Annotated in this window: 15 protein-coding genes; 4 read left to right on the top strand and 11 right to left on the bottom strand. The window is 68.7% G+C overall.

Annotated elements, in window-relative coordinates:
- The 4 genes from NM203_RS23450 to NM203_RS23465 form a co-directional block, all read right to left on the bottom strand.
- A complete protein-coding gene (locus tag NM203_RS23450) occupies window positions 1-303 on the bottom strand; it encodes a GlsB/YeaQ/YmgE family stress response membrane protein (RefSeq protein ID WP_255062891.1) in 303 nt (100 codons plus the stop codon).
- A 115-nt stretch (window positions 304-418) separates the two neighbouring features.
- The gene (locus tag NM203_RS23455; RefSeq protein WP_255062892.1) at window positions 419-1,381 is read right to left on the bottom strand and encodes an APA family fibronectin-binding glycoprotein; all 963 of its coding nucleotides are present in this window, start codon (window positions 1,379-1,381) and stop codon (window positions 419-421) included.
- Window positions 1,382-1,568: 187 nt separating this feature from the next.
- Entirely contained in the window at window positions 1,569-2,651 is a 1,083-nt protein-coding gene (locus NM203_RS23460) for a sulfate/molybdate ABC transporter ATP-binding protein (protein WP_255062893.1), read from the bottom strand.
- Between the two features lie 4 nt (window positions 2,652-2,655).
- Entirely contained in the window at window positions 2,656-3,453 is a 798-nt protein-coding gene (locus tag NM203_RS23465) for an ABC transporter permease (RefSeq protein ID WP_408633399.1), read from the bottom strand.
- 126 nt (window positions 3,454-3,579) lie between these two features.
- On the opposite strand from NM203_RS23465, the gene NM203_RS23470 reads away from it, so the two are divergent.
- The 4 genes from NM203_RS23470 (at window position 3,580) to NM203_RS23485 (ending at window position 7,685) form a co-directional block, all read left to right on the top strand.
- The gene (locus tag NM203_RS23470; RefSeq protein ID WP_255062895.1) at window positions 3,580-4,251 is read left to right on the top strand and encodes an SDR family oxidoreductase; all 672 of its coding nucleotides are present in this window, start codon (window positions 3,580-3,582) and stop codon (window positions 4,249-4,251) included.
- A 74-nt stretch (window positions 4,252-4,325) separates the two neighbouring features.
- Window positions 4,326-5,255, top strand: a complete 930-nt coding sequence (locus tag NM203_RS23475; RefSeq protein WP_255062896.1) for an LLM class F420-dependent oxidoreductase — start codon at window positions 4,326-4,328, stop codon at window positions 5,253-5,255.
- Window positions 5,256-5,259: 4 nt separating this feature from the next.
- Window positions 5,260-6,186, top strand: coding sequence for an LLM class F420-dependent oxidoreductase (locus tag NM203_RS23480; RefSeq protein ID WP_255062897.1), 927 nt, complete (start codon window positions 5,260-5,262; stop codon window positions 6,184-6,186).
- Window positions 6,187-6,287: 101 nt separating this feature from the next.
- Window positions 6,288-7,685, top strand: a complete 1,398-nt coding sequence (locus NM203_RS23485; protein WP_255062898.1) for a type II NADH:quinone oxidoreductase Ndh — start codon at window positions 6,288-6,290, stop codon at window positions 7,683-7,685.
- On the opposite strand, the gene NM203_RS23490 is transcribed toward NM203_RS23485, so the two are convergent.
- Genes NM203_RS23490 through NM203_RS23520 form a run of 7 tightly spaced genes read right to left on the bottom strand, consistent with a single transcriptional unit; the run spans window position 7,682 to window position 12,458 of the window.
- On the bottom strand, window positions 7,682-8,308 hold the full coding sequence (locus tag NM203_RS23490; protein ID WP_255062899.1) for an urease accessory protein UreD: 627 nt from the start codon (window positions 8,306-8,308) through the stop codon (window positions 7,682-7,684). The genes NM203_RS23485 and NM203_RS23490 overlap by 4 nt on opposite strands.
- A complete protein-coding gene (ureG, locus tag NM203_RS23495; protein WP_255062901.1) occupies window positions 8,305-8,988 on the bottom strand; it encodes an urease accessory protein UreG in 684 nt (227 codons plus the stop codon). Before ureG ends, NM203_RS23490 begins: the two co-directional genes overlap by 4 nt.
- Window positions 8,989-8,998: 10 nt before the next feature.
- Entirely contained in the window at window positions 8,999-9,634 is a 636-nt protein-coding gene (locus NM203_RS23500) for an urease accessory protein UreF (protein ID WP_255062902.1), read from the bottom strand.
- Window positions 9,635-9,650: 16 nt separating this feature from the next.
- Window positions 9,651-11,372 (bottom strand): urease subunit alpha, encoded by a 1,722-nt coding sequence (locus NM203_RS23505; RefSeq protein WP_255062903.1) that lies wholly within the window; start codon window positions 11,370-11,372, stop codon window positions 9,651-9,653.
- Window positions 11,369-11,680: an urease subunit beta gene (locus tag NM203_RS23510; protein ID WP_255062904.1), complete on the bottom strand. Its 312-nt coding sequence runs from the start codon at window positions 11,678-11,680 to the stop codon at window positions 11,369-11,371. Before NM203_RS23510 ends, NM203_RS23505 begins: the two co-directional genes overlap by 4 nt.
- A 10-nt stretch (window positions 11,681-11,690) precedes the next feature.
- Window positions 11,691-11,993, bottom strand: coding sequence for an urease subunit gamma (locus NM203_RS23515; protein ID WP_255062905.1), 303 nt, complete (start codon window positions 11,991-11,993; stop codon window positions 11,691-11,693).
- Window positions 11,994-12,038: 45 nt separating this feature from the next.
- A complete protein-coding gene (locus tag NM203_RS23520; RefSeq protein ID WP_255062906.1) occupies window positions 12,039-12,458 on the bottom strand; it encodes a PaaI family thioesterase in 420 nt (139 codons plus the stop codon).
- Between the last annotated feature and the right edge of the window lie 84 nt (window positions 12,459-12,542).

Here is a 12,542-nt window from a genome sequence, read left to right on the forward strand (position 1 = left end):
CTAGTTGCGTCTCTGGACCATTCCGACGATCGACAGCAGGATCACCGAACCCAGAATCGCGGTGAAGAGCGTGAACCACCAGCCACCGCCGGCGGTGTCGAGGAAGAAGCTCAGCAGGAAGCCGCCGATCAGGGCGCCGACGACGCCGATGACGATGTTCATGAGAATGCCCGAGCCACCGCCCTTGACGATCTTTCCCGCGATCCATCCCGCGATCGCGCCGATGATGATGTAGCCGATCCAGCCGACGCTCGTCTGCGTGCTGGATCGAGCGAGGAACTCCGTAGCGGCAACCATTTCCATGACGACGTCCTGCCTTTCGCCCCTGGGATGCCCAGCGGCTGCTGGGTCACCCTTGGGTATACCCCGGACAGGTAACGAATGGATCGACATCGTGGCCACGATTGGCCATCCGGAATCAGCCTGCAGGCAGCATCTCCGGCGGAGCGTCGGTGACGGGCACGGGAACGCCGACACCCGGACGCGCCGGGGGGGCGTTCGGATCCGGCGGGGGCGCATTCGGGTCCGGCGGCGGAGCCTCGGGCGGGGGCGGCGGCGTGAACGGCCGGATCGAGTTGGCCAATGCGACGGCCGCACCCTTGTCGATCGGGTTGTTGGCGGTGCCGAGCCACACCACGAACCAGCGCTCGGGTGTGCGCTGACCGCGCGGCGTGCCCGCGGGAACCGGATTGCCGACGACACCGGCCCAGATCTGGCCCTCCGGCTTGGTCGTGTCGGTGAACTGCACCGCGTACGAGTTGAACGCACCGGGCACGCCCGCGGCGTCGAGCGCACCGGACTCCTGCGCGACGCGCGTCCCGGCGAACGGCATGAAGAACTCGCCCATGTCGGACGCCAACCGCTGAGCGGCCTTGGTGTTGTCGGCCTCGGCGCCGGCGAACAGTTTCAGGTCGAGCCGGCCGAGCAGAATGCTGGTGTCGCTGGGGCTCTGGTCGGTCCCCGCAGCGGGGATCTTGGTCAGAAGCGCCTGGCCGTAGGACAGCTGGGTCTGGTCGGAGACCTTCCAACCATTGGGGACGACGTAGCTGAGGCCACCGGCCGCGTTGTCGACGCGGCCCGGCTCCGGGGGCGGTGGCGGCGCCGGGGCGGGCGGCGCGTTGGGATCGACGGGCGCGGCGTTGGGGTCGGCAGGCGCAGGTGCAGGCGCCGGCGGCGCGTTCGGGTCCGCCGGTGGCGGCGGTGCCGCGGTGGGCTCCAGCATCAACGGCCCGCTGGGTGCCGGCGCCGGAGGCGGCGGCGGGCTGGGTACGGGTTCGGCGCTGGCGATGCCGGGCACGGCGAGCGCGCAGGCCACAGCGGCCGTCGCTAGCTGGGTGGACAGTCTCGTACGGCGTCGACGGCTCGCGTCCGGGTGGTGCATGGGGAAGAAAATACCGTGTTACGGCCGTGACGCAAGTGTGAGTTGCTCTTAGAGTGTCTTTCTACGAAGTTGCTGTGTGCGATGAATCACGTTACAGAGCGCGATGTCGACGATTGCTGGCAACACGGCGTCCGGGAGGGTCGCTCCCGGCTTCATGATCGGTAGTTCGCCCGTCCGCCCGAGACCGTTACGCCATCGGGTGAAGTGCCACCTCCTGGGCTTTGACACTGAAGAACACCCGCTCGCCGGGGGCGAGTCGCAGATCCGCCGCTGCCTGCGCCGTCACGTCCGCGGCGAGTCCCGGAGTGCCGTCGGCCTGTTCGAGCGCTCGTACGCGCATGGTCTGACCCGTACCGTCCAGTTCGGCGACCTCGACGTCGACCGTATTGCGCGGACTGCCGTGTGGCTTCTCGCGGTAGACGGCGACGGCGGACGGCGTGAAGACGGCGGCCACGGAGGTGCCCGCTTCCAGGCTGGGGCCCGGTTGGCCGTACCAGGTGGCACCCCAGTCCGTGACGAGGGCGCCATCGCCCGTCGCCCGTCCGCACACCAGATTGACGCCGGCGAACCGGGCGCCGAAGCGACTGCGCGGGGCGGCGAGCAGCGACACCGTAGGGCCCGAGTCGACGATCCGGCCCGCCTCGAGCACCACCACTCGGTCGGCGAGGGTCACGACGTCGAGCAGGTCGTGGGTGACCAGGACGGCCGACCGGCCGTCCCTGGTCAGCACCCGGCGCAGCACTTGACGGACGGAACTCGCCACGTCGAGGTCGAGGCCCGCGAGCGGTTCGTCGAGCAGGATGACGTCCGGGTCCGCCGCGAGCGCGCGTGCCAGCGCCACCCGCTGCGCTTGGCCGCCCGAGAGTTGACCGGGCGTGCGGTCGGCGAAGTCGACGGCATCGACTTCTGCCAGCCATTCCAGGGCCCGGTCGTGAGAGTCCTTGCGGCTCAGCCGTTTTGCGCTGCGAGGCCCGAACGCGACGTTGGCGGCAACGCTGAGGTGCGGAAACAGCAGCGCATCCTGCATCAGCAGGCCTACCCGACGATCGTGGGTGGCGACGTGCACGCCGCGTGCGGTGTCGGTGAGCGTCCGCTCACCGGCGCGGACGACGCCGGAGTCCGGGGCCAGCAACCCGGCGATCAGGTGCAGCAGGGTGGATTTGCCCGCACCGTTGGATCCGATGACCGCGAGCACCTCACCGGGACCGACGGTGACCTCGACGTCGAACGACCGGTCCCGGACGACGGCCGTCACCTCGAGCCCGCTCACGGAGTCACCCGCCCAGCCCGGCGGTCTTGAGCCTGCGGCTGCCGAGTCCGACGACGACCACCGCCGCGACCAGGACGAGCAACACCGACAGCGCCACCGCCGCGTCGGCGTCGCTTTCCCGCTGCAGGTAGATCTCCAGCGGCAGCGTTCGCGTGACGCCTTCCCGTGAACCCGCGAAGGTGAGCGTGGCGCCGAACTCACCGAGCGAGCGGGCGAACGCGAGCACGGCACCCGACGCCAGACCCGGCGCCAGCAGCGGCAGCGACACCCGTCGCCACACCGTCGTCGGGCGGGCCCCGAGCGTGGCGGCGACGACCTCGAAACGGCCACCCGCCGTGCGCGCGGCGCCCTCCAGCGCGATGACCAGGAACGGCAGCGACACGAACGTCTGAGCCAACACGACGGCCGTCGTCGAGAACGCGATCTGAATCCCGGCGGCGTCGAGGTACCTGCCGAGTAGACCCATCCGGCCGAAGGCGTACAGCAGGGCGATGCCACCGACCACCGGCGGCAACACCAGAGGCAACAGCACCAGCGGCCGCACCCACGTCACGATGCGGCCACTGCTGCGTGCCAGCACCATCGCCATCGGGACGCCGAGCACGATGCACAGCACGGTGCTCGCGGCGGCCGTCCGCAGGCTGAGCCAGAGCGCGGTCACCGACGAATCGCTGGTGATGAGCGAGAGGAAGTCCGGCCAGTCGACCCGCACGACGATCGCGACCAGCGGCAGCGCAACGAACACGACTCCGAGCGCCGCGGGGACGTAGATCCAGCGCGGCAGCGTCGCGTTGCCGGTCACGTGGCCAACCCTAGAGACAGCACAGTCGCGGCGGCCTCCGAACATCTCGCGTGGCGGATTTCCACGGCTAGCTACCGTCCAGTAACATGAGCCGGGTTCGGCGCTGAACACGAGGAGGCTCTGGCTATGGACATGCTGCTCACCGGTGGCGACACCGATCTCGGACGCACCATTGCGGAGGGCTTTCGCGAGGCCGGCCACACCGTGGTGATCGCCGGCGCCCGGCGCGACGAACTCGACGTCGCCGCTAAGGAACTCGACGTCGACTCGATCGTGTTCGACAACACCGATCCCGCCAGCCTCGAAGAGGCGCGCAAGCACTTCCCGCACTACCTCGACGCCATCATCAACGTGCCGTCGCCGCAGTGGCTCGGCGGCGATCCCCGCACCTTCACGCTCGCCGACCGCGCGACGGCGTGGCGCAGCGCGCTGGACGCCACCCTGCTGTCCGCGGTCCTGACGGTGCAGATCCTCGGAGACCAGTTGCGGGCGGGCGGCGCGATCGTCAACGTGGTTCCGGACAACCCCGCCGAGGGCAGCCCCGAGGCTGCGATCAAGGCCGCGGTGTCCAACTGGACCGCCGGACAGGCGACGCACTTCGGGATCCGGGGGATCACGGTGAACGCGGTGGCTGCGGGCCGCGGCGCCGAGCCGGGCTACGACGGCATCGGCCGCACTCCCCCGTCGGTCGCCACCGAGATCACCCGACTGGCCCTGTTCCTCACGACGCCGTCGGCCCGCCACATCACCGGCCAGACGCTGCACGTGAGTCACGGAGCACTCGCGAACTTCGGTTGAGCCCGAATTATTCCGGCTTCGCGCCGAGCGAAACTCCAGGGCTCGTTCCGTCGAATGGTGGCAGGGTCGAACCCGTGACGATTCGACTCGGACTTCAGATTCCCAACTTCTCCTACGGCACCGGGGTCGAGGAGCTCTTCCCCACGGTCATCGCGCAGGCCAAGGAGGCGGAAGCCGCAGGCTACGACTCCGTCTTCCTGATGGACCACTTCTATCAACTGCCCGGTCTCGGGACGCCCGACCAGCCGATGCTCGAGGCGTACACCGCGCTCGGCGCGCTCGCGGCCGCCACTGAGAAGGTGCAACTCGGAACGCTGGTCACCGGCAACAGCTACCGCAATCCGACGCTGCTGGCCAAGGCCATCACCACACTCGACGTCATCAGTCAGGGCCGCGCGATCCTCGGTATCGGCACCGGGTGGTTCGAGTTCGAGCACGACTCGCTGGGCTACGAGTTCGGTACGTTCACCGACCGGTTCAACAAGCTGTACGAGGCGCTCGACATCATCGTGCCGATGCTGGCGGGCGAGCGGCCGACGTTCAGCGGTAAGTACTACACCGTCAAGGAAGCGATGGCCGAGCCCCGGTTCCGCGACCACATTCCGCTGATGATCGGCGGCAGCGGCGAGAAGAAGACGATCCCGTTGGCCGCCAAGCACTTCGACCATCTGAACGTCATCGCCGGCTTCGACGAGCTGCCCCGCAAGGTCCAGGTCGTCAAGGAGGCGTGCGAGAAGATCGACCGCGACCCGGCCACGCTCGAAACCAGCATGCTGGTCGTCGCGATCATCGACGAGAACGTCACCGCCGACGTCATCCCGCCCGACTTCAGGCAGCAGGCCGTCTTCGGCAGCCCGGAGCAGGTCGCCGAGCAGGTCAAGACGAAGGTGCTCGATGCGGGGATCGACGGCGTGATCCTGAGCCCGGTCACCAGTTTCAACGGCTACCAGCCGGGCGGAGCGACGGCGGTCGCCGAACTGCTCAAGCCGCTTCTCGCGGAGTAACGGCGTGCCGATCCGGATGGGGCTGCAGATCCCCAACTTCTCCTACGGCACCGGGGTCGAGCTGCTCTACCCCACCGTGATCGCCCAGGCGCAGGAGGCCGAGGCCGCCGGCTACGACTCCGTCTTCCTAATGGACCACTTCTACCAGCTACCAGGGATGGGGAGCCCGGACCAGCCGATGCTGGAGGCCTACACGGCGCTCGGCGGACTCGCCGCCGCGACCCAACGAGTCCAACTGGGCACCATGGTGACCGGGAACTCGTATCGCAATCCGGCGTTGTTGGCCAAGGCGGTGACCACGCTCGACGTGATGAGCCAGGGCCGGGCGATCCTGGGCATCGGCACCGGGTGGTTCGAGTTCGAGCACGAATCGCTCGGTTTCGAGTACGGCACCTTCACAGACCGGTTCAACAAGCTCGGCGAGGCATTGCAGATCATCGTGCCGATGCTCGCCGGGGAACGGCCGACCTTCACCGGTGAGCACTACCGCGTCAAGGAGGCCATCGCGGAGCCGCGCTTCCGCGACCACCTCCCCCTGCTGATCGGCGGTAAGGGTGAGAAGAAGACGATTCCGTTGGCGGCCAAGCACTTCGACCACCTCAACATCAGTGCCGGGCTCGATGAACTACCGCACAAGATCGAGGTCGTGCAGCGTGCCTGCGAGGAGCTGGGCCGCGACCCCGCGACGCTGGAGACCAGCAGCTTCGTCATCGCCCTGATCGACGACGGCGCCACCGAGGACATGATCCCCGAGGAGATGCGCGCGAACATGATGGTGGGCAGCGCGGCGCACATCGCCGAGCAGATCAAATCCAGGGTGTTCGACGTCGGCGTCGACGGTGTGATCATCAGCCCGGTCACGGTGAACGGGTACGAGCCGGGCAAGGCGACCGCGTTGGCAGAGGCCCTCAAGCCGCTCATCGCCGGGTGAACAAACAGCGCGGTGGGGCATCTCACCGCGCTCGTCGGAAGCCCGCCGACTAACCTGTTCGTTGTACTGGTTGTCAGCACAGGTTAGGTCGAGGAGTGGAAATGAGCCATCCCGGAGCTACGGCGTCGGATCGGCACAAGGTCGTCATCATCGGGTCGGGATTCGGCGGGCTCAACGCCGCCAAGTCGCTCAAGCGCACCGGCGTCGACGTCAAACTGATCGCCCGGACCACCCATCACCTGTTCCAGCCGCTGCTGTACCAGGTCGCGACGGGCATCATCTCCGAGGGTGAGATCGCGCCACCGACCCGGCTGATCCTGCGCAAGCAGAGCAACGCGCAGGTCCTGCTCGGCGATGTCACGCACATCGACCTCGCCAGCCAGACCGTCGAATCGGTGCTGCTCGGCCACACCTATCGGACGCCGTACGACGAGTTGATCATCGCCGCAGGCGCCGGCCAGTCGTACTTCGGTAACGACCACTTCGCCGAGTGGGCACCGGGGATGAAGACCATCGACGATGCGCTCGAGCTTCGCGGACGCATCCTCGGCGCCTTCGAGCAGGCCGAGCGGTCCAGCGACCCGGAGCGGCGCAAGAAGCTGCTGACCTTCGTGGTCGTGGGCGCGGGCCCCACCGGTGTCGAGATGGCCGGCCAGATCCAGGAGCTGTCGGACCAGACGCTCAAGGGCAGCTTCCGGCACATCGACCCGACCGAAGCGCACGTGATCCTGCTCGACGCCGCGCCCGCCGTTCTCCCCCCGATGGGTGAGAAGCTCGGCAAGAAGGCGCAGGCCCGGCTGGAGAAGATGGGCGTCGAGATCCAGCTCAACGCGATGGTGACCGACGTCGACCGCAACGGCCTCACCGTCAAGGACAAGGACGGCAGCATCCGGCGCATCGAGTCGGCGTGCAAGGTGTGGTCTGCCGGTGTGTCGGCGAGCCCGCTGGGCAGGGACCTGGTGAACCAGTCCGGCACCGAGATCGACCGCGCGGGTCGCGTCAAGGTCAACCCCGATCTGTCGATCCCCGGCCACCCCAACGTGTTCGTCATCGGCGACATGGCCGCCGTCGAGGGCGTACCGGGAATGGCGCAGGGCGCCATTCAGGGCGCCAAGTACGTGGCGAAGATCCTGCACAACGAGGCCAAGGCGCGCGAGCACGGCACGAGGCCGAAGCCCCGGGAGCCGTTCAAGTACTTCGACAAGGGCTCGATGGCCACGGTGTCCAAGTACAACGCGGTCGCCCAGATCCCCCTCGGCGGTGAGCGCAAGCTCGAATTCGGAGGCTTCTTCGCCTGGCTGGCGTGGCTGGGGCTGCACCTCATCTACCTGGTCGGCTTCAAGACCAAGGTGGCGACCCTCCTGTCCTGGGCGGTGACCTTCTTCGGCAGGCAGCGCGGCCAGCTCACCATCACCGAACAGCAGGCGTACGCGCGAATTCGCATCGACCAACTCGAGGAGATCGCCGCGTCGGTGGCCGAGGAGAAGGCGGCGAGTTAGAGGCGGTCGCCCTGCCACGTCGCGAGGCTGCCACCGGCCGCAAGCTTCAAGAGTTCGCCGGAGGTATCGAAAGTCGTTTCGGGATAGCGGAATTCGCTGATACACGCGAGCGGCGTTCCCAGTGCGTCGTCGGCGACGGCGCCGGTGCCCAGCTCGACGCGGTGCCGTAGCAGGGGCGTGTCTTCGACATCGGCGTGCAACGCGGCCGACCAGAAGCCGTGGCGCTCGAAGGCCCGGCCGATCTGAGCCCGCTCGCGGATCCGCACCCGGCCGGTGGCGCTCGTTGTCAGCCGGGTGGTGACCACGTGGTGCGAGCCGCCCGCGATGATCGTCGGCTGCGGGTCGACATCGAGTTCGCCGTGTACCTCCAGGTCCCACGCCGCCCGCGACTCGCGAGTCGTCGCGCTCGGCAGCACCATGCTCGCGGCGGCCGTGCGGAGCTTCAGCCGGGCCCCGGCTTCGACCACCACGCGCACCGACATGGTGTCACCGCCCAGCGGAGTGGCCGCAGCCGACACCAGGTGCACGGTGTCGGGCTCGGTGCGTCGCGCGGCCAGTCCGCCCGAGCAGTCGATGTGCGGCTCGCGGCCGCGGCGGGCCACGATGAGGACGTCGGAGATCACGGCGTCTGAACCGGTACCCTCAGCTGCTGCAGCACCCAGTCGAGAACCGCTGCGGCCGTGGGGTCTTCGGTCAGCGAGATCAGCACGAACGGGCGGTTGTCACGGACCTTGCCCGCGTCGCGGCGCATGACGTCGAGATCCGCGCCGACCATCGGCGCGAGGTCGGTCTTGTTGATCACCAGCAGATCCGAGAACGTGACTCCCGGCCCGCCCTTGCGCGGCACCTTGTCCCCGCCCGCGACGTCGATGACGAAGATCTGGACGTCGATCAGCCCCGACGAGAACGTGGCGGTGAGGTTGTCGCCGCCGGACTCGACAAGAATCAGGTCCAGCCGTGGATTGCCTGCGATGAGGTCGTCGATGGCGTCGAGGTTGGCGGTGATGTCGTCGCGGATCGCGGTGTGCGGGCACCCGCCGGTCTGCACGGCTGCGATGCGCTCGTCCGGCAGGACGGCGTGCCTGCGCAGGAAGTCGGCGTCCTCGGTCGTGTAGATGTCGTTGGTCAGCACCGCAAGCGACAGCTCGTCGCGCAGCTGGCGGCACAGCGCCGCGACGAGGGCGGTCTTGCCCGACCCCACCGGGCCCCCGACTCCGATTCGCAAGGGCTCGCCCGGCTGCCGGACGCGGCGCGGCCGGTCGTGATGGGAGTGCGGTTCGCCGTCGGTGAAATGCGGTGGCATGCGTGTCCTTTCAGGATGCGAAGAGCGGACGGTCGCGGCCGGCGTGTCGCTGCGCCAGCACGTCGAGTAGCGGGTCTGACAGGTCGGCCAGTTCCTTGGCCGCGTCGGCTGCGGTCACCTCGCACAGCGGGGAGAGTTCGAACGTCAGCGCGGCGACGTCGCCGGGGTCGAGCGCGAGCAGGCGCTGCGCGGCGGTCGCCGACCCCGTCATCGTGGTGTAGACAACCGACAGTGCGGTCTGCTCCGGGACCAGGCCGCTGGCGGCACCGACCGCACCGGCCGCCACTGCCAGATGGGGTTTGACCCCGACGCTCTCCCAGTCGCCGTCGGGCCACACCCGGCGGGCCAGTCGCACCAGTCCGCGGCCCTGTGCGCGCGACGCGGCGCGCGCAGCGGGCGACGGTGTGCGGGCATCGGTTTCGAGATCGCCGCGGGCTGCGCTCAGCGCACCGCCGTGCACGGCGGCCGCGACCGACGCGGTGACCAGTCCGCTGGTCCGGATGCGGCGGACCAGGAACGCACGCAGGGTCACCACATCGGTGACGAGCCCGCGAGCGACGGCCTCCTCGACGCCGCCCGAGTGAACGTGGCCACCGGTCGGCAGCCGCGAGTCGGCGAGCGCGAGAAGCGTTGCGAGTCCGGACATCAGAACAGGTAGTCCTCTAGAAGAGAAAGTAACGTTGTGCCATCGGCAGTTCGACCGCGGGTTGTTCGGCCCACACCTCTCCGTCGATCCGGACGGTGAACGTGTCGGCGTCGACCTCGATCCTCGGCATCGCGTCGTTGAGCGGCATGTCGGCCTTACCCACCCTGCGCACGTTCCCGACCGGCACCAGCCTGCGTTTCACGTCGATGCGGTCGGCCAGGCCGTCCTCGATCGCCTGCGGTGCGACGAAGTGCACCGACGTCGCCGCCGCCGCGGCGGGCGAGGCGCCGAACATCGGCCGCGGGAGAACCGGCTGAGGGGTGGGGATCGACGCGTTCGCGTCACCCATCGCCGCCCAGGCGATCATGCCGCCCTTGATCACGGCGTGTGGCCGGACCCCGAAGAACGCGGGCTCCCACAGCACCAGGTCGGCGAGCTTGCCGACCTCGACCGAGCCGATCTCGCCCTCCAATCCGTGCGCGATCGCCGGGCAGATCGTGTACTTCGCGACGTAGCGCATGGCGCGGTTGTTGTCCGCCGCGCCGTCCCCTTCCAGCGCGCCGCGCCGCTTCTTCATCACGTGCGCGGTCTGCCACGTGCGCAACACCACCTCGCCGATCCGGCCCATGGCCTGCGCATCACTGCCGATCATCGAGATGGCCCCGATGTCGTGCAGCAGGTCCTCGGCGGCGATGGTCGACGGCCGGATGCGGCTCTCCGCGAAGGCGAGATCCTCGGGGACACTGGGATTGAGGTGGTGGCACACCATCAGCATGTCGAGGTGCTCGTCAAGGGTGTTGACGGTGTGCGGGCGGGTCGGGTTGGTCGAACTCGGCAACACGTTGGGCTCGGCTGCGACCGTGATGATGTCCGGTGCGTGGCCACCGCCGGCGCCCTCGGTGTGGTACGCGTGGATCGAGCGGCCCTTCACCGCCGCGAGGGTGTCCTCCACGAAGCCCATCTCGTTGAGCGTGTCGGTGTGGATGTTGGCCTGCACGCCGGCCTGCTCGCACACCCTAAGGCACGCGTCGATGACCGCGGGGGTGGTGCCCCAGTCCTCGTGCAGCTTGAATCCCGCTGCGCCGCCGCGCAACTGCTCCCACATCGAGTCGGCGGACATCGTGTTGCCCTTGCCGAGCAGCACTACGTTCAGCGGCCAGGTGTCGAGGGACTCCAGCATGCGCGCGAGGTGCCAGGAGCCGGGTGTGACGGTGGTGGCCTTGCTGCCCTCGGCGGGTCCGGTGCCCCCCGCGATGATCGTCGTGATGCCGCCGCCGAGGGCCTCCTCCATGATCTGCGGACAGATGAGGTGGACGTGACAGTCGATGGCGCCGGCCGTGACGATGCGGCCGTTGCCCGCGATGATCTCGGTGGACGGGCCGACCACCAGGTCCGGATGAACGCCCGACATCACGTCCGGATTCCCCGCCTTGCCGATGCCCACGATGCGGCCGTCGCGAATGCCGATGTCGGCCTTGATGACTCCCCAGTAGTCGATGATCACCGCGCCGGTGATGACGGTGTCGGGGGCGCCGTCGGCGCGGGTGGCGCGCGACTGGCCCATCGACTCGCGCAGCACCTTGCCGCCGCCGAACACCGCTTCGTCGCCCGCCAGGCCCGGTCCGCCGCTGCGGTCCTCGGTGATCTCGACGAGCAGGTCGGTGTCGGCGAGCCGGATCCGGTCCCCCGTCGTCGGGCCGAACAGCGCGGCGTAGCGCGCGCGAGTGAGGTCGGTCACGAATCCAACTTTCCTGGCGGGTTCAGGGACAGGCCGTGCACCTCGCGGCTGCCGGAGAGTGGTACCAGTGAGACGCGCTGCGCGACACCGGGTTCGAAGCGCACCGCCGTACCGGCGGGGATGTCGAGGCGGTGGCCGTGCGCGGCCGCCCTGTCGAAGTCGAGCGCCGCGTTGGCCTGCGGCAGGTGGACGTGGCTGCCGACCTGAATCGGCCGGTCGCCACCGTTGACGACGTCGAGCGAAAGGCGTTGCGCACCTTCGTTGATGGTGATGTCACCGTCGCCGTAGAACACTTCTCCCGGAATCATCGAACTGCCCTCACGGGATCGGGTGGTGGACGGTGACGAGCTTCGTGCCGTCGGGGAACGTGGCCTCCACCTGAACCTCGTCCAGCATCTCGGGCACACCATCCATGACGTCGTCGCGGGACAGCACCTCGCGCCCGCTGACCATGAGTTCGGCGACCAAGCGGCCGTCGCGGGCGCCCTCCATCAGGTGATCGGTGATGACCGCGACGGCCTCGGGATGGTTGAGCTTCAATCCGCGTGCGCTTCTGCGCCTGGCGAGTTCAGCGGCGTAGGAGATGAGCAGACGGTCCTGCTCGTGGGGGGACAAGCGCATACCGCGGGATATTGCCACGGTATGCGGCAGTCAGCAGCACATGTGTCAGGCGGGCGGTTGGGCGTCGGGCATGTTCTGCAGGCGCACCTGCCCGCGGGCGATCAGCTTGTCGTTCTCGTCGGTGATCGTGATGAGCCACAGCTGTTGGCGGCGCCCGCGGTGGATGGGTGTCGAGGTGGCCGTCACCCTGCCCGCGGAGATCGCCCGCAGGAAGTCGGTGTTGTTGTTGACTCCGACGACGGTGCCGCCGCTACCTGTCGACGTCAGCCACACGTGGGCCGACACGCTCGCCAGGCTCTCGATGATCGAGCAGTAGACGCCACCGTGCACGATGCCCCACGGTTGCAGCAGCGTGTCCTTGATGGTCAGCTCCGCGCGTCCGCCGTCGGGGGTCACCTCGAGGAAGCTCAGACCCAGTTGGCTGTCGAATCCGGCGCCGAGGCCCGGCGGCACTGAGGAAGTCACGCTGATTTGTCTACACGGTGCCGATGCGAGCCGAGAATGCGGACGGGCCCCACACGATGTGCGGGGCCCGTCCTCGAGTGGACC

The organism is Mycolicibacterium arenosum (assembly GCF_024320865.1).
In the GTDB taxonomy this organism is placed as follows: domain Bacteria; phylum Actinomycetota; class Actinomycetes; order Mycobacteriales; family Mycobacteriaceae; genus Mycobacterium; species Mycobacterium arenosum.